This window comes from Streptomyces maremycinicus, from assembly GCF_001184025.1.
GTDB classification, from domain to species: domain Bacteria; phylum Actinomycetota; class Actinomycetes; order Streptomycetales; family Streptomycetaceae; genus Streptomyces; species Streptomyces maremycinicus.
In genome coordinates, this window is the sequence record NZ_BBYG01000011.1 from 566,013 (window position 1) to 586,495 (window position 20,483).

Annotated in this window: 18 protein-coding genes; all 18 read left to right on the forward strand. The window is 71.4% G+C overall.

The features are described 5' to 3' along the window. Positions 1–125: 125 nt before the first annotated feature. The 18 genes from AOQ37_RS12915 to AOQ37_RS12995 all read left to right on the forward strand — a co-directional run bounded on the left by AOQ37_RS12915 (position 126) and on the right by AOQ37_RS12995 (position 20,449). On the forward strand, positions 126–1,970 hold the full coding sequence (locus AOQ37_RS12915; protein WP_062644346.1) for a DUF5941 domain-containing protein: 1,845 nt from the start codon (positions 126–128) through the stop codon (positions 1,968–1,970). After that, positions 1,967–2,719 (forward strand): phosphocholine cytidylyltransferase family protein, encoded by a 753-nt coding sequence (locus tag AOQ37_RS12920; protein WP_062644348.1) that lies wholly within the window; start codon positions 1,967–1,969, stop codon positions 2,717–2,719. Before AOQ37_RS12915 ends, AOQ37_RS12920 begins: the two co-directional genes overlap by 4 nt. Next, positions 2,707–3,768, forward strand: coding sequence for an iron-containing alcohol dehydrogenase family protein (locus AOQ37_RS12925; RefSeq protein WP_062644350.1), 1,062 nt, complete (start codon positions 2,707–2,709; stop codon positions 3,766–3,768). Before AOQ37_RS12920 ends, AOQ37_RS12925 begins: the two co-directional genes overlap by 13 nt. After that, positions 3,746–4,525, forward strand: coding sequence for a CDP-alcohol phosphatidyltransferase family protein (locus AOQ37_RS12930; RefSeq protein WP_078890154.1), 780 nt, complete (start codon positions 3,746–3,748; stop codon positions 4,523–4,525). Before AOQ37_RS12925 ends, AOQ37_RS12930 begins: the two co-directional genes overlap by 23 nt. Beyond that, complete coding sequence (locus tag AOQ37_RS12935) at positions 4,522–5,406, forward strand: glycosyltransferase family 2 protein (protein ID WP_062644352.1); 885 nt, start codon at positions 4,522–4,524, stop codon at positions 5,404–5,406. The genes AOQ37_RS12930 and AOQ37_RS12935 overlap by 4 nt, the downstream gene beginning before the upstream one ends. Before the next feature lie 100 nt (positions 5,407–5,506). Next, positions 5,507–6,436: an ABC transporter permease gene (locus tag AOQ37_RS12940; RefSeq protein ID WP_062644353.1), complete on the forward strand. Its 930-nt coding sequence runs from the start codon at positions 5,507–5,509 to the stop codon at positions 6,434–6,436. Continuing rightward, positions 6,429–7,220, forward strand: a complete 792-nt coding sequence (locus AOQ37_RS12945) for an ABC transporter ATP-binding protein (RefSeq protein WP_062644355.1) — start codon at positions 6,429–6,431, stop codon at positions 7,218–7,220. The genes AOQ37_RS12940 and AOQ37_RS12945 overlap by 8 nt, the downstream gene beginning before the upstream one ends. 360 nt (positions 7,221–7,580) lie before the next feature. After that, positions 7,581–8,492, forward strand: a complete 912-nt coding sequence (gene hpnC / locus AOQ37_RS12950) for a squalene synthase HpnC (RefSeq protein ID WP_062644357.1) — start codon at positions 7,581–7,583, stop codon at positions 8,490–8,492. Continuing rightward, positions 8,489–9,439 carry a presqualene diphosphate synthase HpnD gene (gene hpnD / locus AOQ37_RS12955; RefSeq protein WP_062644359.1) on the forward strand — a complete coding sequence of 317 codons (951 nt, stop codon included), beginning with the start codon at positions 8,489–8,491 and terminating at the stop codon, positions 9,437–9,439. The genes hpnC and hpnD overlap by 4 nt, the downstream gene beginning before the upstream one ends. Beyond that, complete coding sequence (locus tag AOQ37_RS42125) at positions 9,439–9,591, forward strand: DUF6380 family protein (protein WP_374701493.1); 153 nt, start codon at positions 9,439–9,441, stop codon at positions 9,589–9,591. The genes hpnD and AOQ37_RS42125 overlap by 1 nt, the downstream gene beginning before the upstream one ends. After that, a complete protein-coding gene (hpnE, locus tag AOQ37_RS12960) occupies positions 9,588–11,009 on the forward strand; it encodes a hydroxysqualene dehydroxylase HpnE (RefSeq protein ID WP_062644361.1) in 1,422 nt (473 codons plus the stop codon). The genes AOQ37_RS42125 and hpnE overlap by 4 nt, the downstream gene beginning before the upstream one ends. A gap of 110 nt (positions 11,010–11,119) precedes the next feature. After that, on the forward strand, positions 11,120–12,148 hold the full coding sequence (locus tag AOQ37_RS12965) for a polyprenyl synthetase family protein (RefSeq protein WP_062644363.1): 1,029 nt from the start codon (positions 11,120–11,122) through the stop codon (positions 12,146–12,148). Positions 12,149–12,265: 117 nt separating this feature from the next. Next, positions 12,266–14,287 (forward strand): squalene--hopene cyclase, encoded by a 2,022-nt coding sequence (shc, locus tag AOQ37_RS12970; protein ID WP_062644365.1) that lies wholly within the window; start codon positions 12,266–12,268, stop codon positions 14,285–14,287. Continuing rightward, the gene (locus AOQ37_RS12975; RefSeq protein ID WP_062644367.1) at positions 14,287–14,928 is read left to right on the forward strand and encodes a phosphorylase family protein; all 642 of its coding nucleotides are present in this window, start codon (positions 14,287–14,289) and stop codon (positions 14,926–14,928) included. The genes shc and AOQ37_RS12975 overlap by 1 nt, the downstream gene beginning before the upstream one ends. A gap of 5 nt (positions 14,929–14,933) precedes the next feature. Continuing rightward, a complete protein-coding gene (hpnH, locus tag AOQ37_RS12980) occupies positions 14,934–15,956 on the forward strand; it encodes an adenosyl-hopene transferase HpnH (protein ID WP_062644369.1) in 1,023 nt (340 codons plus the stop codon). Positions 15,957–15,960: 4 nt separating this feature from the next. After that, a complete protein-coding gene (ispG, locus tag AOQ37_RS12985) occupies positions 15,961–17,118 on the forward strand; it encodes a flavodoxin-dependent (E)-4-hydroxy-3-methylbut-2-enyl-diphosphate synthase (RefSeq protein ID WP_062644371.1) in 1,158 nt (385 codons plus the stop codon). A gap of 26 nt (positions 17,119–17,144) precedes the next feature. Next, positions 17,145–19,067: a 1-deoxy-D-xylulose-5-phosphate synthase gene (gene dxs / locus AOQ37_RS12990; protein ID WP_062644373.1), complete on the forward strand. Its 1,923-nt coding sequence runs from the start codon at positions 17,145–17,147 to the stop codon at positions 19,065–19,067. Continuing rightward, a complete protein-coding gene (locus AOQ37_RS12995; protein WP_062644374.1) occupies positions 19,064–20,449 on the forward strand; it encodes an aspartate aminotransferase family protein in 1,386 nt (461 codons plus the stop codon). Before dxs ends, AOQ37_RS12995 begins: the two co-directional genes overlap by 4 nt. Positions 20,450–20,483 lie beyond the last annotated feature (34 nt).

The following is a 20,483-nucleotide window of genomic DNA, read 5'->3' on the forward strand; positions in this document are numbered from 1 at the left end:
GATAGCCTCTGCCGACATGCCGCCCGCCTGGCGCGGCCACCGGTGAAGTCGCCGGTGCGGCCAAGGGGCGCCTCCACCGTGTACATGACCGGCGTGAACGCGCCGGACCCAGGGAGTGAGTTCGGTTGTCGACCGCCATCCTCACCGGCTCGCCGGTCCCCGGATCGTCGATCGAGGGCGATCTGCGGTCCCTCGGCTTCGACGTCCGGACCGCCTCCGACGCCGGTGACACCGAGGCCCTCCTCGCCGCCGTCCCCGGTGACCAGCGCGTCGCCGTCGTGGACGCCCGCTTCGTGGGTCACGAGCACGCGCTCCGGCTCGGCCTCACCGACCCCCGCTTCCCGCTCGGCGCGATTCCGGGCGCGGTGACCGCGCAGCCGGCCGGCCGCCAGGCCCTGACCCGCGCGATGGCCCGGGAGAACTCGGCGGGCTCCGGCACCGGGCACGGCAGCGCCAACGCCCGGGTGAAGTCGGGCGTGGACGTCGACAGCGTCGACGGCCTCGCCGACCGGGTCGTCGCCGCCCTGGACGCCGACGGCGTCGAGGTGCACCGCCCCGAGCTGGGCAGTCTGGTCGCGGAGGTCCCCGCCGACCCGCAGGCCCGCAACGAGGCACGACAGGCCGTCGCCGCCGTCGACGACGAGGCCGTCCGTCTGAAGTCGGCCGTGAAGGCCCGTGACGGCTTCTTCACCACGTACTGCGTCAGCCCGTACTCGCGCTACATCGCCCGCTGGTGCGCCCGCCGCGGCCTCACCCCGAACCAGGTCACCACCGCCTCGCTGATCACCGCGCTGATCGCGGCGGCCTGCGCGGCCACCGGCACCCGGGGCGGGTTCGTCGCGGCCGGCGTCCTGCTGATCGCGTCCTTCGTCCTGGACTGCACCGACGGCCAGCTCGCCCGCTACTCCCTTCAGTACTCCACGCTCGGCGCCTGGCTCGACGCCACCTTCGACCGGGCCAAGGAGTACGCCTACTACGCGGGCCTCGCACTCGGCGCGGCCCGGGGCGGCGACGACGTGTGGGCCCTCGCGCTGGGCGCGATGGTCCTCCAGACCTGCCGGCACGTCGTGGACTTCTCCTTCAACGAGGCCAACCACGACGCCACCGCCAACACCAGCCCCACCGCCGCCCTCTCCGACAAGCTCGACAGCGTCGGCTGGACGGTCTGGGTGCGGCGGATGATAGTCCTGCCCATCGGCGAACGATGGGCCATGATCGCCGTTCTCACCGCTGCCACCACCCCCCGCATCACCTTCTACGCGCTGCTCATCGGCTGCGCGTTCGCGGCCACCTACACCACGGCGGGCCGGGTCCTGCGCTCGCTGACCCGCAAGGCCAGGCGGACCGACCGGGCGGCGCAGGCACTGGCGGACCTCGCGGACAGCGGCCCGCTCGCCGAACTGCTGGCCCGCAGGCTCCCGGCCGGCATCCGCATCCCGGCCCCCTTCAGCGCCGCCGTCGGCGTCGTCCTGCTGGTGCTCGCGGCCTGGATCGACGGCCCCGGCTTCTCGCTCCTGGTGGCCGCCGTCGTGTACGTCCTGGCGTCCGCGGACGCCGTCTCCGCCCCGCTCAAGGGCACCCTCGACTGGCTGGTCCCGCCGCTCTTCCGGGCCGGCGAGTACTGCGCGATCCTCGTCCTCGCGGCCCGGGCCGATGTGAACGGAGCGCTTCCGGCGGCTTTCGGGCTGGTGGCCGCCGTCGCCTACCATCACTACGACACGGTGTACCGCATCCGCGGCAACGCCGGATCGCCGCCGGCCTGGCTGGTGCGCGCCATCGGGGGGCAGGACGGGCGCACGCTGCTCGTCGCCGTGCTCGCCGTGCTGCTCACCGCTTCGCAGTTCACGGTCGCGCTCACGGTCCTCGCCGTGGTCGTCGCCGCGGTGGTGCTCGTCGAGAGCATCCGCTTCTGGGTCGCCGCCCACCGGGCAGGCGCCCCGTCCGTACACGATGAAGGAGAACCCGCATGATCGGCCTCGTGCTGGCGGCCGGCGCCGGACGGCGTCTGCGCCCCTACACCGACAGCCTGCCCAAGGCGCTGGTGCCGGTGGGGCCCGCGGGCATAGAGGGCGAGCCCACGGTCCTGGACCTGACGCTCGGCAACTTCGCCGAGATCGGTCTGACCGAGGTCGCGGTCATCGTCGGCTACCGCAAGGAGGCCGTGTACGAGCGCAAGGCGGCGCTGGAGGCGAAGTACGGCCTCGAGCTCACCCTCATCGACAACGACAAGGCCGAGGAGTGGAACAACGCCTACTCGCTGTGGTGCGGCCGTGACGCCCTCAAGGACGGCGTGATCCTCGCCAACGGCGACACCGTCCACCCGGTCTCCGTCGAGCGGACGCTGCTCGCCGCCCGCGGCGAGGGCAAGAAGATCATCCTCGCGCTCGACACCGTGAAGTCCCTCGCGGACGAGGAGATGAAGGTCGTCGTCGACCCCGGCAAGGGCATGACGAAGATCACCAAGCTGATGGACCCGGCCGAGGCCACCGGTGAGTACATCGGCGTCACCCTCATCGAGGGCGACGCCGCCCCCGAGCTGGCCGACGCGCTCAAGGCCGTGTGGGAGACCGACCCGCAGCAGTTCTACGAGCACGGGTACCAGGAACTGGTGAACCGGGGCTTCCGCATCGACGTGGCGCCGATCGGTGACGTCAAGTGGGTCGAGATCGACAATCACGACGATCTCGCCCGTGGACGGGAGATCGCGTGCCAGTACTGACCCGGCTGATCCCCTCACCGGTCGTCGTGGACATCCGCCCGGGTGCCCTCGACGACCTGGTCGGGGTCCTCGCCGACGAGCGCATCTCGCACTCGGGCAAGCTCGCGATCGCCGTCAGCGGCGGCTCGGGCGCCCGGCTGCGCGAGCGCCTCACCCCCGCCCTGCCCGGCGCCACCTGGTACGAGGTCGGCGGCGGGACCCTCGACGACGCCGTGCGGCTGGCCACCGACATAAGGGCCGGCCACTTCGACGCGGTCGTCGGCCTGGGCGGCGGCAAGATCATCGACTGCGCCAAGTTCGCCGCGGCACGCGTGGGCCTCCCGCTCGTCGCCGTACCGACGAACCTCGCGCACGACGGCCTGTGCTCCCCGGTCGCCACCCTCGACAACGACGCGGGCCGCGGCTCCTACGGGGTGCCGACCCCGATCGCCGTCGTGATCGATCTGGACGTCATCCGCGAGGCCCCGGTCCGCTTCGTGCGGGCCGGCATCGGTGACGCCGTCTCCAACATCTCGGCCATCGCGGACTGGGAGCTCGCCCACCGGATCAAGGGCGAGAAGATCGACGGCCTCGCCGCCGCGATCGCCCGCCAGGCCGGCGAGGCGGTGCTGCGCCACCCCGGCGGCATCGGGGACACCGACTTCCTCCAGGTGCTGGCCGAGGCGCTGGTGCTGAGCGGCATCGCGATGTCGGTGTCGGGCGACTCCCGCCCGTCCTCCGGCGCCTGCCACGAGATCAACCACGCCTTCGACCTGCTCTTCCCCAAGCGCGCGGCCGCCCACGGCGAGCAGTGCGGACTCGGCGCGGCCTTCGCGATGTACCTGCGCGGAGCGCACGAGGAGTCGGCCTACATGGCCCAGGTGCTGCGCCGGCACGGACTTCCGGTGCTGCCGCAGGAGATCGGCTTCACGGTGGACGAGTTCGTCCGTGCCGTGGAGTTCGCTCCCGAGACCCGTCCCGGCCGTTACACGATCCTCGAACACCTCGACCTCAAGACCGAACAGATCAAGGACATCTACGCCGACTATGTCAAGGCCATCGGTAGCTGAACTCAGACCGGTCGTCCACCCTCCGGGGGTGAAGGACCGGCGCAGCGGTGAGCACTGGATGGGGCGCCTCTACATGCGTGAGGTGTCCCTGCGGGTCGACCGCTACCTGGTCAACACCAGGGTCACACCCAACCAGCTCACGTACCTGATGACCGTCTTCGGCGTGCTCGCCGCCCCGGCCCTGCTGGTGCCGGGGATCACGGGCGCCGTGCTCGGCGTGGTGTGCGTCCAGATGTACCTGCTGCTGGACTGCGTGGACGGCGAGATCGCCCGCTGGAAGAAGCAGTACTCGCTCGGCGGGGTCTATCTGGACCGGGTCGGGGCGTATCTCACCGACGCCGCCGTCCTGGTCGGCTTCGGCCTGCGCGCCGCCGACCCGTGGGGCGCCGGCCGGATCGACTGGCTCTGGGCCTTCCTCGGCACGCTGGCCGCGCTCGGCGCGATCCTGATCAAGGCCGAGACCGACCTGGTCGGCGTCGCCCGGCACCAGGGCGGTCTGCCGCCGGTCAAGGAGTCGGCGTCCGAACCGCGCTCCTCCGGGATGGCGCTCGCCCGCCGCGCCGCCTCGGCGCTCCAGTTCCACCGGCTGATCCTCGGCATCGAGGCGTCCCTGCTGATCCTGGTCCTGGCGGTCGCCGACCAGGTGCGCGGCGACCTGTTCTTCTCCCGGCTCGGCGTGGCCGTGCTGGCCGGCATCGCGCTGCTCCAGACCCTGCTGCACCTGGTGTCCATCCTCGCGTCGAGCAGGCTGAAGTGAGCGCGCCCCAGAAGGTCGGCGCGGTCGTCATCACCATGGGCAACCGCCCCGACGAGCTGAGGGCCCTGCTGGACTCGATCGCCAAGCAGGACGGCGACCGGGTCGAGGTGGTCGTGGTCGGCAACGGCTCGCCCGTCCCGGACGTCCCTGACGGCGTGCGGACGATCGAGCTGCCCGAGAACCTCGGCATCCCCGGCGGCCGCAACGTCGGCATCGAGGCCTTCGGCCCCAGCGGCCGGGACGTCGACATCCTGCTGTTCCTGGACGACGACGGCCTGCTGGCCCACCACGACACGGCCGAGCTGTGCCGTCGGGCCTTCGACGCCGACCCGAAGCTGGGCATCGTCAGCTTCCGGATCGCCGACCCGCAGACCGGTGTCACCCAGCGCCGCCACGTACCGCGGCTGCGCGCCTCCGACCCGATGCGCTCCTCCCGGGTCACCACGTTCCTCGGGGGCGCCAACGCCGTGCGCACCCAGGTCTTCGCGGAGGTGGGCGGACTCCCCGACGAGTTCTTCTACGCCCACGAGGAGACCGACCTGGCATGGCGGGCCCTCGACGCGGGCTGGATGATCGACTACCGGTCCGACATGGTGCTGTACCACCCGACGACCGCGCCCTCGCGGCACGCGGTGTACCACCGCATGGTCGCCCGCAACCGGGTCTGGCTGGCCCGGCGCAACCTTCCCGCTCCGCTGGTCCCCGTCTATCTCGGGGTCTGGCTGCTGCTCACCCTGGCGCGCCGCCCCTCGGGGTCCGCGCTGAAGGCGTGGTTCGGCGGTTTCCGGGAAGGCTGGAGCACCCCGTGCGGACCTCGTAGGCCCATGAAGTGGCGTACGGTGTGGCGGCTGACCCGACTGGGCCGGCCCCCGGTGATCTGACAAGCTCGTCCCTGAGGGCACCCCGGGCCGTACCGCGGGCCCCCCGGCTCATGCCGGCCTCGTCAAGGCTGCGCATCCCGAAGACGAAAGTTTCCTACCTGTGAGTGAGACAACGCATGACGTCGGAGTCGTGGTGACCGCGCCTCCGTCGCCCGACGAGGGACTCACGGCGGCACAGCTGGCCGCCAAGTACGGGCTGGCCGTGAGCGGCGCCCGGCCTGCGCTGCGGGAGTACGTCCGGCAGCTCTGGGGGCGCCGGCACTTCATCATGGCGTTCTCCCGGGCGAAACTGGCCTCCCAGTACAGCCAGGCCAAGCTCGGCCAGCTGTGGCAGGTGGCCACGCCGCTGCTGAACGCGGCCGTGTACTTCATGATCTTCGGCCTGCTGCTCGACGCCGGCCGGGGGATGTCTAAGGAGGTGTACATCCCCTTCCTCGTCACGGGCGTCTTCGTGTTCACCTTCACGCAGAGCTCGGTGATGACCGGCGTACGGGCGATCTCGGGCAACCTCGGCCTGGTGCGCGCCCTGCACTTCCCGCGCGCCTCGCTGCCGATCTCGTTCGCCCTCCAGCAGCTCCAGCAACTGCTGTACTCGATGCTGGTGCTGTTCCTGGTCGTGATCGGCTTCGGCAGCTACCCGGACGCCTCCTGGGCGCTGATCGTCCCGGTGCTCGTCCTCCAGTTCTGCTTCAACTCCGGCCTGGCGCTGATCTTCGCCCGGGCCGGCGCGAAGACCCCGGACCTGGCGCAGCTGATGCCGTTCGTGATGCGGACGTGGATGTACGCCTCCGGCGTGATGTTCTCCATCCCCGTCTTCCTCGCGGACAAGCCGCAGTGGGTGGCCAACATCCTCCAGTGGAACCCGGCCGCCATCTACATGGACCTGATGCGCTTCGCGCTCATCGAGGAGTACGGCGCCGAGAACCTGCCGGCGCACGTCTGGGCGGTCGCCGGCGGCTGGGCCGCGCTCGTCGCGCTCGGCGGCTTCGTGTACTTCTGGCAGGCGGAGGAGAGGTACGGCCGTGGTTGAGCCGCTTCCGGGACAACGGATCCCGACCGTCATCGCCGACGAGGTCCACATCGTCTACCGCGTCAACGGCGCCAAGTCCGGCAAGGGCAGCGCCACCGCGGCGCTCAGCCGCATCGTCAAGCGCGGCCGCGGCGCGGGCGAGGAACGCGGGGTGCGCAAGGTGCACGCCGTGCGCGGTGTCTCCTTCGTCGCGCACCGCGGCGAGGCCGTCGGCCTGATCGGCTCCAACGGCTCCGGCAAGTCCACGCTGCTGCGCGCCATCGCGGGTCTGCTGCCGCCGGAGAGCGGCAAGGTCTACACCGACGGCCAGCCCTCGCTGCTCGGCGTCAACGCGGCCCTGATGAACGACCTCACCGGCGAGCGCAACGTCACCCTCGGCGGGCTCGCGATGGGCATGTCCCGCGAGCAGATCAAGGAGCGCTACCAGGAGATCGTCGACTTCTCCGGCATCAACGAGAAGGGCGACTTCATCACCCTGCCGATGCGCACCTACTCCTCCGGTATGCAGGCCCGGCTGCGGTTCTCCATCGCCGCCGCCAAGGACCACGACGTCCTGATGATCGACGAGGCCCTGGCCACCGGTGACGCGAAGTTCCGGGGGCGCTCCGAGGAGCGCATCCGGGAGCTGCGCGAGCACGCCGGCACGGTGTTCCTGGTGAGCCACAGCAACAAGTCGATCAGGGACACCTGCGACCGCGTGCTGTGGCTGGAACGCGGCGAACTGCGGCTGGACGGCCCGACCGAAGAGGTCATGCGGGAGTACGAGAAGTTCTCGGGCAAGTAGCGAGATTCGGCCAGGGCCCCGCCGGAACTGTCCGGCGGGGCCCTGCGTCTGCAAAGGAAACGTCAACTCCGGCTCAGCCCAGGAATCTTGACGCCAATCGGTGTGTTGTTGTGATGTCCCGGACACCCCCGCGAACCGTGTCGCGTTGTACAACGTAAGCTGGACCGGCCCCCGAATCGCGCCAAGTGGGGCGAAAACGCACGGTGCCCGCCGCCGGGGTCGCTGGGCGGGCGGCTGGGCGGCGTGTCCGAAATAGTGTGTATTGGGTCAGCAGTGTAGAACGGGAGATGTGACGGCGATGGCTACGGAAACTCCCCAGACCGACGCAGGCCGTGCCGTCCCGGCCCCGGGCGGCCGGCGATGACGGCGTCCGCAGCGCCGCGCACGGGCGACCCGGAGCGCGGCACCCTCGACAAGGCCGCGGACGAGAACTTTCCGGTGGCCCCCTTCTTCCTGCCCAGGGCCTGGCGCGACGACCTGATGGCCGTGTACGGCTTCGCCCGGCTCGTCGACGACATCGGTGACGGCGACCTCGCCCCCGGCGGCGAGGACGCCCGGCTGCTCGGCGTGTCGGCCACCGCCGCCGAGGACCGCCTCACCTTGCTGGACGCCTTCGAGGCGGACCTGCGCCGCGTCTTCGACGGCTCCGACGGCCCGCCCCGGCACCCCCTGCTGCGCCGGCTCCAACCGACCGTGCGCCGCCGCTCGCTCGGCCCGGAGCCCTTCCTCGGCCTGATCGCCGCCAACCGCCAGGACCAGCTCGTCACCCGCTACGAGACCTACGACGACCTGCTCGCCTACTGCGAGCTGTCCGCCAATCCGGTGGGCCGGCTCGTCCTCGCCGTCACCGGCGCCGCCACCCCCGAACGGATCCGCCGCTCCGACGCGATCTGCACCGCCCTCCAGATCGTCGAGCACCTCCAGGACGTGGCCGAGGACCTCGGCCGCGACCGGGTCTACCTGCCCGCGGCGGACATGAAGCGCTTTCACGTCAAGGAATCGGATCTGGCCATGAGCACCGCGGGCGCGTCGGTGCGCGCGCTGGTCGCGTACGAGGCGGAACGCGCCCGCGATCTGCTGAATGAAGGCGCCCCCCTGGTGGGTAGCGTTCACGGCAGGCTGAGGCTGCTGCTCGCGGGTTTCGTGGCGGGGGGAAGGGCGGCGATCAAGGCGATCGCCGCCGCCGAGTACGACGTCCTTCCCGGCCCGCCCAAGCCCGGCAGGCTCCGGCTGCTGCGCGAGGTGGGCGTGACCCTGCGAGGAGAGGGGTGATCCGGGCCGTGGAGTCGTCACCGCAGGTGTCCGCGCCGGTACTCGCCGCCTACGGCTACTGCGAGACCGTCACCGGACAGCAGGCGCGCAACTTCGCGTACGGCATCCGGCTGCTGCCCACGTCCAAGCGCCGTGCGATGTCGGCGCTGTACGCCTTCTCGCGCCGCGTCGACGACATCGGCGACGGCGTGCTGGAGGACGAGGTCAAGACCGCCAGGCTCGAGGAGACCCGGGCGCTGCTGGCCCGGGTGCGCGCGGGCGAGGTCGAGGAGGACGACACCGACCCCGTCGCGGTCGCCCTGGCGCACACGGCACGGGTCTTCCCCATCCCGCTGCGCGGCCTGGACGAGCTGATCGACGGCGTGCTGATGGACGTGCGCGGCGAGGCCTACGAGACCTGGGACGACCTGAAGGTCTACTGCCGCTGTGTGGCGGGCGCCATCGGGCGGCTCTCGCTCGGCGTGTTCGGCACCGAACCGGGGGCGCGCGGCGCCGAGCGCGCGCCCGAGTACGCCGACACGCTCGGGCTCGCGCTCCAGCTCACGAACATCCTCAGAGACATCCGCGAGGACGCCGAGGGCGGCCGCACCTATCTGCCCGCCGACGACCTCGCGAAGTTCGGCTGCTCGGCCGGGTTCGACGGGCCGAAGCCGCCTGAGGGCTCCGACTTCGCGGGCCTCGTGCACTTCGAGGTGCGGCGGGCCCGCGCCCTCTTCGCCGAGGGCTACCGCCTGCTTCCCCTGCTCGACCGGCGCAGCGGGGCCTGTGTCGCCGCCATGGCGGGCATCTACCGCCGCCTCCTCGACCGCATCGAGCGCGACCCCGAGGCCGTGCTGCGCGGCCGGGTCTCGCTGCCCGGCCGTGAGAAGGCCTATGTGGCCGTACGCGGGCTGTCGGGTCTGGACGCCCGCCATGTGTCGCGACGGACCGTCAGGAGGCACCCCTGATGGAGGCGACCGGTGACAAAGTGGGCCAAGGTGATTCCACCGGCGAAAAGCGGCACGCAACCCTCCGGTGCGGCGCGGCGTCCCTGACTGCGACGGCCAGCGGTGCAGAGTTCACACACCATGGCCGGTCCGCACGGGAGGGCGCAGGATGAACGACGAGCAACTCGCGGACGCCTCGGAAGCGTCCGGCCTCTCAGGGCGTACCGCCGTCGTCGTCGGGGGAGGACTCGCCGGGGTGACCAGCGCGCTCGCGCTCGCCGACGCGGGCGTGCGCGTCACCCTGCTCGAGGGCCGGCCCCGGCTCGGCGGCCTCGCCTTCTCCTTCCGGCGCGGCGAACTGACCGTGGACAACGGACAGCACGTCTACCTGCGCTGCTGCACCGCCTACCGCTGGTTCCTCGAGCGCATCGAGGGCAGCGCGCTGGCGCCGTTGCAGGAACGTCTCGACGTGCCCGTCGTCGACGTGGCCAGGCCCGAGGGACGACGGCTCGGCAGACTGCGGCGCGACCCGCTGCCCGTCCCCCTGCACCTGGGGCGCAGCCTCGCCACGTATCCGCATCTCTCGCTCGCCGAGCGCGCCGGGGTCGGCCGTGCCGCGCTCGCCCTCAAGGGGCTCGACCTCGCCGATCCACGGCTGGACGCACAGGACTTCGGCAGCTGGCTGACCGCGCACGGCCAGTCGGCACGCGCCGTCGAGGCCCTCTGGGACCTGGTGGGCGTCGCCACCCTCAACGCGGTCGCGGGCGACTGTTCGCTCGGACTCGCCGCGATGGTGTTCAAGACCGGTCTGCTGTCCGAGCCGGGCGCCGCCGACATCGGCTGGGCGCACGTCCCGCTGGGCGACCTGCACGACCGGCTCGCCCGCAAGGCGCTCGACTCCGCGGGCGTGCGCACCGAGGTCCGCACCCGCGTCACCTCCCTCCGTCCGGACGGCAACGGGACGTGGAGCGTCCAGGTTCCCGGCGAGACGCTCCGCGCGGACACGGTCGTCCTCGCCGTACCCCAGCGCGAGGCGTACGACCTGCTCCCGGACGGAGCGCTGGACCACGCCGAGCGGCTGCTGGAGATCGGCACCGCCCCCATCCTCAACGTGCACGTGGTCTACGACCGCAAGGTGCTCGACACCCCCTTCCTCGCGGCGCTGGGCACGCCCGTGCAGTGGGTCTTCGACCGCACCGCCGCCTCCGGACTGCGCGACGGCCAGTACCTCGCCCTGTCCCAGTCCGCGGCCCACGACGAGATCGACGCACCCGTCGCCGCGCTGCGCGAGCGCTATCTGCCCGAACTCCAGCGGCTGCTGCCCGGCACGCGCGGCGCCGGGGTACGGGACTTCTTCGTGACCCGGGAGCGCACGGCGACGTTCGCCCCCGCCCCCGGCGTCGGGCGCCTTCGGCCCGGCGCCCGTACCAAAGCCCCCGGCCTGTACCTGGCCGGAGCGTGGACCGCCACAGGGTGGCCCGCGACCATGGAGAGTGCGGTCCGCAGCGGCGTGAGCGCGGCGGACGCCGCGCTGAGCGCCCTGGGCCGGCCCCGCCCCCGCCACCTCTTCGAGTTCGAGGAGGCGGCCTGATGCTCGATCAGCACGGCTCGGCACACCCCCGCACCCTCTCCGGCACCGCAACAAGAGGAGAAACAGTGCCCACTGTGCCCCCGGCCACGCCGGCCGCTCGGAGGACCGCGGTGGACGTGACCGCGCTCCTGGAGCGCGGCCGCACCCTGGCCACACCGGTGCTGCGGGCGGCCGTCGACCGTCTGGCACCGCCCATGGACACGGTCGCCGCCTACCACTTCGGCTGGATCGACGCCCAGGGCAACCCGACCGACGGCGACGGCGGCAAGGCCGTGCGTCCCGCCCTCGCGGTGCTCTCCGCCGAGGTCACCGGCGCCGCTCCCGAGGTCGGCGTCCCCGGCGCGGTCGCCGTCGAACTGGTCCACAACTTCTCGCTCCTGCACGACGACCTGATGGACGGCGACGAGCAGCGCAGGCACCGCGACACCGTCTGGAAGGTGCACGGCCCCGCCCAGGCCATCCTGGTCGGCGACGCCCTGTTCGCCCTCGCGGGTGAGATCCTCCTCGAACTCGGCACGGCCGAGGCGGCCCGCGCGACCCACCGCATGACCGTGGCCACCCGGGCCCTCATCGACGGCCAGGCCCAGGACATCTCCTACGAGCACCGCGACCGGGTCAGCGTCGAGGAGTGCCTGGAGATGGAGGGCAACAAGACCGGTGCGCTGCTGGCCTGCGCCAGTTCCATCGGCGCCGTGCTCGGCGGGGCGGACCGGCACACCGCCGACGCCCTGGAGAAGTACGGCTACCACCTCGGCCTCGCCTTCCAGGCCGTGGACGACCTGCTGGGCATCTGGGGCGACCCGGAGGCCACCGGCAAGCAGACCTGGAGCGACCTGCGCCAGCGCAAGAAGTCCCTGCCCGTGGTGGCGGCGCTCGCGGCGGACGGGTCCGCCTCCGAGCGGCTCGGGGAGATCCTCGCCGCCGACGCCAAGAGCAGCGACTTCGACACCTTCTCCGAGGGGGAGTTCGCGGCCCGCGCCGCCCTGATCGAGGAGGCCGGCGGCCGTGACTGGACCGCCGGGGAGGCCCGCCGCCAGCACGCCGTCGCCCTGGAGGCCCTGAACGCCGTGGACATGCCCGAACAGGTGCGGGAGAGCTTCACGGCGCTCGCCGACTTCGTCGTCGTACGAAAGAGATGATCCCTATCGGTCGAATAGCCCTCGCGTAGTCGCCGGCCGGTGTGCGAGGAGAGAGCACCGGCCGACGGCGGACCCACAGCAGACGCAACGCCATGCACACTGCACGAAGGGGAAGCCATGACAGCGACGACCGACGGAAGCACCGGGGCCCTGCCGCCCCGCGCTGCCGCGGCCAGCGAAACCGACATCACCATCCCCGTGGCGGCCGGGGTACAAGAAGCCGCCGCGAGCGCCGTGCAACGCGCCATCGACCACCTGCTCGCCCAGCAGGACGCCGAGGGCTGGTGGAAGGGCGACCTCGAGACCAACGTCACCATGGACGCCGAGGACCTGCTGCTCCGTCAGTTCCTCGGCATCCGGGACGAAGCCACGACCCGGGCCGCCGCGCTCTTCGTCCGCGGCGAGCAGCGCGAGGACGGCACCTGGGCCACCTTCTACGGCGGACCGCCCGACCTCTCCGCCACCGTCGAGGCGTACGTCGCGCTGCGGCTGGCTGGCGACGCTCCCGAGGCACCCCACATGCGCCGGGCCTCCGAGTGGATCCGCGAGCAGGGGGGCATCGCCGCCGCCCGGGTCTTCACCCGGATCTGGCTGGCCCTCTTCGGCTGGTGGAAGTGGGAGGACCTGCCCGAACTCCCGCCGGAGCTCCTGTTCTTCCCCAAGTGGTTCCCGCTGAGCATCTACAACTTCGGCTGCTGGGCCCGGCAGACGATCGTGCCGCTCACCGTCGTGTCGGCGAAGCGCCCGGTGCGCCCGGCGCCGTTCCCGCTCGACGAGCTGCACACCGACCCCGCCGACCCCAACCCGGCCAGGCCGCTCGCCCCGGTGAACACCTGGGACGGGCTCTTCCAGCGGCTCGACAAGGTGGTGCGCGGCTACCGGTCGGTCGCGGTGCGCCGGCTGCGCGGGGCGGCCCTGAACTCCGCCGCCCGCTGGATCGTCGAACGGCAGGAGAACGACGGCGCCTGGGGCGGCATCCAGCCGCCGGCCGTGTACTCGATGATCGCCCTGCACCTGCTCGGCTACGACCTCCGGCACCCGGTGATGCGGGCGGGTCTGGAGTCGCTGGATCGCTACGCCGTGTGGCGCGAGGACGGCGCGCGGATGATCGAGGCCTGTCAGTCACCGGTGTGGGACACCTGTCTGGCGACCATCGCGCTGGCCGACGCGGGACTGCCCGCCGACCACCCGCAACTGGTCAAGGCCGCTGACTGGATGCTCGGCGAGCAGGTCGTCCGGCCGGGCGACTGGTCGGTGAGCAGACCCCAACTCCCGCCGGGTGGCTGGGCGTTCGAGTTCCACAACGACAACTACCCGGACATCGACGACACCGCCGAGGTCGTCCTCGCGCTGCGCCGGGTCAAGCACCACGACCCGGAGCGGATGGACCGGGCCATCGCGCGCGGGGTGCGCTGGAACCTCGGGATGCAGTCGAAGAACGGAGGCTGGGGAGCCTTCGACGTCGACAACACCAGCCCGTTCCCCAACCGGATGCCCTTCTGCGACTTCGGCGAGGTCATCGACCCGCCGTCCGCCGACGTCACCGCGCACGTGGTCGAGATGCTGGCGATCGAAGGGCTCTCGCACGACCCGCGCACCCGGCGCGGCATCGAGTGGCTGCTGGCCGAACAGGAGCCGGACGGCTCGTGGTTCGGACGCTGGGGCGTCAACTACGTCTACGGCACCGGGTCGGTGGTGCCCGCGCTCACCGCGGCGGGCATGCCCGCGCAGCACCCCGCGATCCGACGGGCGGTCGCCTGGCTGGAGCGGGTGCAGAACGACGACGGCGGCTGGGGCGAGGACCTGCGCTCCTATCAGGACGCCACCCGCTGGAGCGGCCGGGGCGCCTCGACGGCCTCCCAGACGGCCTGGGCGCTGATGGCGCTGCTGGCGGCCGGGGAGAGGGGCTCCGAGGCCGTCGAGCGGGGCGTCACCTGGCTGGCCCGGACCCAGCGGGAGGACGGCTCCTGGGACGAGCCCTACTTCACCGGCACCGGCTTCCCCTGGGACTTCTCGATCAACTACCACCTCTACCGGCAGGTCTTCCCGCTGACCGCGCTCGGCCGGTACGTCCACGGAGAGCCGTTCGGCCAGCAGCCCGCCACGCACGCGGCTTCCACCGAGGCCAAGGGGGGCTGATGAGCACACAGCCCGTCCCGTCCCCGCTGCTGATCGCCTGCGCCCTCGGCATCGAGCACCTCGCCCTGCGCATGGGCGACCGCGGCGGAGCCGACGGGCCGGTCACCGTCCTGCGGACGGGCATGGGACCCAGGGCGGCGGAGCGCTCCGTCACCCGCGTTCTCGCCGACCCGGTTTTCGCCGGGGCGGCCGTACTGGCCACCGGCTTCTGTGCCGGTCTCGCACCCGGGATGCACCCCGGTGATCTGGTCGTCGCCGAGGAGACCCGCGATCCGCGCGGCAGTGTCCCCTGCGTCGGCACCGAACTGCTCGTCAAGGAACTCGCCCGCACCCTGCCCGGGCGCACCGTCCACACCGGTCCGCTCACCGGCTCCGATCACGTCGTTCGCGGTCACGAGCGGGCCGACCTGCTGGCGACCGGCGCGATCGCCCTCGACATGGAGTCGGCGGCGACGCTGCTGAGCGCCGTGCGCACCGAGCCGCGCCCGGTTGCGGCCGTCCGGGTGGTCGTGGACGCTCCTGAACATGAACTCGTCCGGATCGGCACGGTGCGCGGTGGAATATCGGCTTTCCGCGTTCTTCGCTCGGTCCTGCCTGCTTTTTTCGAATGGCACCGTAATGTTCTGCTCCCCCGGAGGTGAGCCACATGGCCATGCCGCTGCGCCAGTCCATCAAGGTCGCTACATACCTGGCCGAACAGAAGCTCCGCAAGCGGGACAAGTTCCCGCTCATCGTCGAGCTGGAACCCCTCTTCGCCTGCAACCTCAAGTGCGAGGGCTGCGGCAAGATCCAGCATCCGGCGGGAGTGCTCAAGCAGCGCATGCCGGTCGCCCAGGCCGTGGGCGCGGTGCTGGAGTCCGGTGCGCCGATGGTGTCCATCGCGGGCGGAGAGCCCCTGATGCACCCTCAGATCGATGAGATCGTGCGGCAGTTGGTGGCCAAGAGGAAGTACGTCTTCCTCTGCACCAACGCCATGCTGCTGCGCAAGAAGCTGGAGAAGTTCACCCCCTCTCCCTACTTCGCCTTCGCCGTGCACATCGACGGACTGCGGGAGCGGCACGACGAGTCGGTGGCCAAGGAGGGTGTGTTCGACGAGGCCGTGGCGGCCATCAAGGAGGCCAAGCGGCGCGGCTTCCGGGTGACCACCAACTCGACCTTCTTCAACACCGACACCCCGCAGACCGTCATCGAGGTGCTCAACTACCTCAACGACGACCTCAAGGTCGACGAGATGATGATCTCGCCTGCCTACGCCTACGAGAAGGCTCCCGACCAGGAGCACTTCCTCGGCGTGGAGCAGACCCGCGAGCTGTTCAAGAAGGCCTTCTCGGGCGGCAACCGGCGCCGCTGGCGGCTCAACCACTCACCCCTGTTCCTCGACTTCCTCGAGGGCAAGGCCGACTTCCCGTGCACGGCGTGGGCGATCCCCAACTACTCGCTCTTCGGCTGGCAGCGGCCCTGCTACCTGATGAGCGACGGGTACGTGCCGACGTACCGCGAGCTGATCGAGGAGACGGACTGGGACAAGTACGGCCGGGGCAAGGACCCGCGCTGCGCCAACTGCATGGCGCACTGCGGCTACGAGCCGACCGCCGTCCTCGCCACGATGGGTTCGCTGAAGGAGTCCCTGCGCGCCATGCGCGAGACCGTCAACGGAAACCGGGCGTGACGGCATGACCGCCGTCTCCCTGGGCGTTCCCGGGATGCCGGTCCGGCCGGTGGCGTCGCGACGCGAGTCGCGGCTGATCCAGGTCGGACCGGTGGCGGTCGGGGGCGGGGCCCCGGTGTCGGTGCAGTCGATGACGACCACGCGTACCTCCGACATCGGCGCCACCCTCCAGCAGATCGCGGAGCTGACCGCCTCCGGCTGCCAGATCGTGCGGGTGGCCTGCCCCACCCAGGACGACGCGGACGCACTGGCGACGATCGCCCGCAAGTCGCAGATCCCGGTGATCGCCGACATCCACTTCCAGCCGAAGTACGTGTTCGCCGCCATCGAGGCGGGCTGCGCGGCGGTCCGGGTGAACCCGGGCAACATCAAGCAGTTCGACGACAAGGTCAAGGAGATCGCCGCGGCGGCGAAGGAGCACGGCACGCCGATCCGTATCGGCGTCAACGCCGGCTCGCTGGACCGCCGTCTGCTCCAGAAGTACGGCAGGGCGACCCCCGAGGCGCTCGTCGAGTCCGCGCTGTGGGAGGCCTCCCTCTTCGAGGAGCACGGCTTCCGGGACATCAAGATCTCGGTCAAGCACAACGACCCGGTGGTCATGATCGAGGCGTACCGGCAGCTCGCCGCGCAGAGCGACTACCCGCTGCACCTCGGTGTCACCGAGGCGGGCCCGGCGTTCCAGGGCACGATCAAGTCGGCGGTCGCCTTCGGCGCCCTGCTCTCCCAGGGCATCGGCGACACGATCAGGGTGTCGCTGAGCGCGCCGCCCGCCGAGGAGGTGAAGGTCGGCATCCAGATCCTGGAGTCGCTGAACCTCCGGCAGCGGCGACTGGAGATCGTCTCCTGCCCGTCCTGCGGCCGCGCCCAGGTCGACGTGTACAAGCTGGCCGAAGAGGTCACGGCGGGCCTCACGGGCATGGAGGTCCCGTTGCGCGTGGCCGTCATGGGATGTGTGGTCAACGGCCCCGGCGAGGCGCGGGAGGCGGATCTGGGGGTCGCCTCCGGCAACGGCAAGGGGCAGATCTTCGTGAAGGGCGAGGTCATCAAGACCGTCCCCGAGTCGAAGATCGTGGAGACCCTCATCGAGGAGGCGATGAAGATCGCCGAGCAGATGGAACAGGACGGCGTCGCGGCGGGGGAGCCGGCCGTCACCGTGAGCTGAACAGCACGGACCGAAGGGGGCCCGACGTGACGATCCTGGAGAACATCCGGCAACCACGCGACCTGAAGGCGCTGTCCGAGGCGGAACTCGGTGAACTGTCCGAAGAGATCAGGGAGTTCCTGGTGCACGCGGTCGCCAGGACCGGCGGACACCTGGGACCCAACCTGGGCGTGGTCGAACTGACCGTCGCGCTCCACCGGGTCTTCGAGTCGCCGGTCGACCGCGTCCTGTGGGACACCGGCCACCAGAGCTATGTGCACAAGCTTCTGACCGGCCGTCAGGACTTCTCCAAACTGCGCGGCAAGGGCGGCCTGTCCGGTTACCCCTCCCGCGAGGAGTCCGAGCACGACATCATCGAGAACAGCCACGCCTCCACCGCCCTCGGCTGGGCCGACGGCCTCGCCAAGGCCCGTCAGGTGCAGGGCGAGAAGGGCCATGTGGTCGCCGTCATCGGCGACGGCGCGCTCACCGGCGGCATGGCCTGGGAGGCGCTGAACAACATCGCGGCCGCCAAGGACCGGCCGCTGATCATCGTCGTCAACGACAACGAGCGCTCGTACGCGCCGACCATCGGCGGGCTCGCCAACCACCTGGCCACCCTGCGCACGACCGACGGCTACGAGAAGGTGCTGGCCTGGGGGAAGGACGTACTGCTGCGCACCCCGGTGGTCGGCCACACGGTCTACGAGTCGCTGCACGGGGCGAAGAAGGGCTTCAAGGACGCCTTCGCGCCGCAGGGCATGTTCGAGGACCTCGGCCTGAAGTACGTCGGTCCCATCGACGGGCACGACATCAAGGCCGTCGAGTCCGCGCTGCGGCGGGCCAAGCGCTTCCACGGACCGGTCCTGGTGCACTGCCTGACCGAGAAGGGCCGCGGCTACGAGCCCGCCCTCGCGCACGAGGAGGACCACTTCCACACCGTCGGCGCGATGGACCCCCTCACCTGCGTGCCGCTCACGCCCGCGGGCGGGCCGTCCTGGACGTCCGTCTTCGGCGACGAGATCGTGCGGATCGGCGAGGAACGCGACGACGTGGTGGCGATCACCGCGGCGATGCTGCATCCGGTGGGGCTCGCGCGGTTCGCCGAACGCTTCCCGGACCGGGTGTGGGACGTCGGCATCGCCGAGCAGCACGCGGCCGTGAGCGCGGCCGGGATGGCGACCGGGGGCCTGCACCCCGTCGTCGCCGTCTACGCCACCTTCCTCAACCGGGCCTTCGACCAACTGCTGATGGACGTCGCCCTGCACCGCTGCGGGGTCACGTTCGTGCTGGACCGGGCCGGTGTCACCGGCGTGGACGGGGCGTCCCACAACGGCATGTGGGACATGTCCGTGCTCCAGGTCGTCCCCGGACTGCGCATCGCGGCCCCCCGCGACGCCGAGCAGCTGCGCGCACAGCTGCGGGAGGCGGTCGCGGTGGACGACGCGCCGACCCTGGTCCGCTTCCCGAAGGAGTCGGTCGGACCGCAGGTGCCGGCCGTCGGCCGGGTGGGCGGCATGGACGTGCTGCACCGCGCCGACGGCGCGGAGGTGCTGCTGGTGGCCGTCGGCGTCATGGCGCCGGTGTGTCTCCAGGCCGCCGAGCTGCTCGAGGCCAGGGGCGTCGCCTGCACGGTCGTCGATCCCCGGTGGGTGAAACCCGTCGATCAGGCCCTGCCCGGCCTCGCCGCCGAGCACCGGCTGGTGGCCGTCGTCGAGGACAACAGCCGTGCCGCAGGCGTCGGCTCGGCGGTGGCGCTGGCCCTGGGCGACGCCGAGGTCGACGTGCCCGTACGGCGGTTCGGGATCCCGGAGCAGTTCCTCGCGCACGCCAAGCGCGGCGAGGTGCTCGCCGACATCGGCCTCACCCCCGTCGAGGTGGCCGGCCGGATCAGCGCGAGCCTGGCCGCCCGGGACGTCCGGTCGGCCGGCTCCGCGCAGTCCGGCCCAGTCAAGGAGAAAGCTGAATGACCACGGAGTTCGACCTCGGCGCCCTCCTCGCCGAGCGCGGAGCCGAGCGCTACGAGCTGCACGGCAGATACCTCAACCACCAGCTGCCGCGCATGCTGCACACCATCGGCTTCGACAAGGTCTACGAGCGCGGCGAGGGCGCGTACTTCTGGGACGCGGAGGGGAACGACTACCTGGACATGCTCGCCGGGTTCGGGGTGATGGGCCTGGGCCGGCACCACCCCGTCGTCCGCAGGGCGCTGCACGACGTCCTCGACGCCCAGCTCGCCGACCTGACCCGCTTCGACTGCCAGCCGCTGCCCGGGCTGCTGGCCGAGAAGCTGCTCGCCCACAGCCCGCACCTGGACCGGGTGTTCTTCGGCAACAGCGGCACCGAGGCGGTGGAGACGGCGCTGAAGTTCGCCCGGTACGCCACCGGCAGGCCGCGGGTCCTGTACTGCGACCACGCCTTCCACGGGCTCACCACGGGCTCGCTGTCGGTGAACGGCGAGTCGGGGTTCCGGGACGGGTTCGCGCCCCTGCTGGCCGACACCGCGGTCCCGCTCGGCGATCTCGACGCACTCGCCGCCGAGCTGCGCAAGAAGGACGTCGCCGCCCTGATCGTCGAGCCGATCCAGGGCAAGGGGGTGTACGAGGCGCCGCCCGGCTGGCTGCGCGGGGCACAGGAGCTGTTGCACCGGCACAAGGCGCTGCTGATCGCCGACGAGGTGCAGACGGGCCTCGGCCGGACCGGCGACTTCTACGCCTACCAGCACGAGGACGGCGTGGAGCCGGACCTGGTGTGCGTGGCCAAGGCGCTGTCCGGGGGCTATGTGCCGGTCGGCGCCACGCTCGGCAAGGACTGGATCTTCAAGAAGGTCTACTCGTCGATGGACCGGGTGCTGGTGCACTCGGCGAGCTTCGGGTCCAACGCGCAGGCCATGGCGGCCGGGCTCGCGGTGCTGTCCGTGCTGGAGAACGAGCAGATCGTGGCCAACGCGCGGGCCACCGGCGATCTGCTCAGGTCACGGCTGGCGGCCCTGGTCGACAAGTACGAGCTGCTGGCCGACGTCCGCGGCCGGGGTCTGATGATCGGCATCGAGTTCGGCAGGCCCAGGTCGCTGAAGCTGCGCGGCCGCTGGGCCATGCTCCAGGCGGCCCGCAAGGGACTCTTCGCGCAGATGGTCGTGGTACCGCTGCTCCAGCGGCACCGGATCCTCACCCAGGTCTCCGGCGATCACCTCGAGGTGATCAAGCTGATCCCGCCGCTGATCATCGGTGAGCGGGAGGTGGACCGGTTCGTCGACGCCTTCACCGCCGTGATGGACGACGCGCACAGCGGCGGCGGGCTGATGTGGGACTTCGGCAGGACGCTGGTGAAGCAGGCGGTGGCCAACCGCTGAGCGGGCGGGAGCGGGCCGTCCGGTTCTCCGGCGG

What these genes read in the sequence shown, in the direction of transcription:
- AOQ37_RS12920 (WP_062644348.1), top strand. Translation starts at nt 1,967, where the DNA reads ATGATCGGCCTCGTGCTGGCGGCCGGCGCCGGACGGCGTCTGCGCCCC.
- AOQ37_RS12930 (WP_078890154.1), top strand. Translation starts at nt 3,746, where the DNA reads ATGTCAAGGCCATCGGTAGCTGAACTCAGACCGGTCGTCCACCCTCCG.
- hpnC (WP_062644357.1), top strand. Translation starts at nt 7,581, where the DNA reads ATGACGGCGTCCGCAGCGCCGCGCACGGGCGACCCGGAGCGCGGCACC.
- AOQ37_RS42125 (WP_374701493.1), top strand. Translation starts at nt 9,439, where the DNA reads ATGGAGGCGACCGGTGACAAAGTGGGCCAAGGTGATTCCACCGGCGAA.
- hpnE (WP_062644361.1), top strand. Translation starts at nt 9,588, where the DNA reads ATGAACGACGAGCAACTCGCGGACGCCTCGGAAGCGTCCGGCCTCTCA.
- shc (WP_062644365.1), top strand. Translation starts at nt 12,266, where the DNA reads ATGACAGCGACGACCGACGGAAGCACCGGGGCCCTGCCGCCCCGCGCT.
- AOQ37_RS12975 (WP_062644367.1), top strand. Translation starts at nt 14,287, where the DNA reads ATGAGCACACAGCCCGTCCCGTCCCCGCTGCTGATCGCCTGCGCCCTC.
- hpnH (WP_062644369.1), top strand. Translation starts at nt 14,934, where the DNA reads ATGGCCATGCCGCTGCGCCAGTCCATCAAGGTCGCTACATACCTGGCC.
- ispG (WP_062644371.1), top strand. Translation starts at nt 15,961, where the DNA reads ATGACCGCCGTCTCCCTGGGCGTTCCCGGGATGCCGGTCCGGCCGGTG.
- AOQ37_RS12995 (WP_062644374.1), top strand. Translation starts at nt 19,064, where the DNA reads ATGACCACGGAGTTCGACCTCGGCGCCCTCCTCGCCGAGCGCGGAGCC.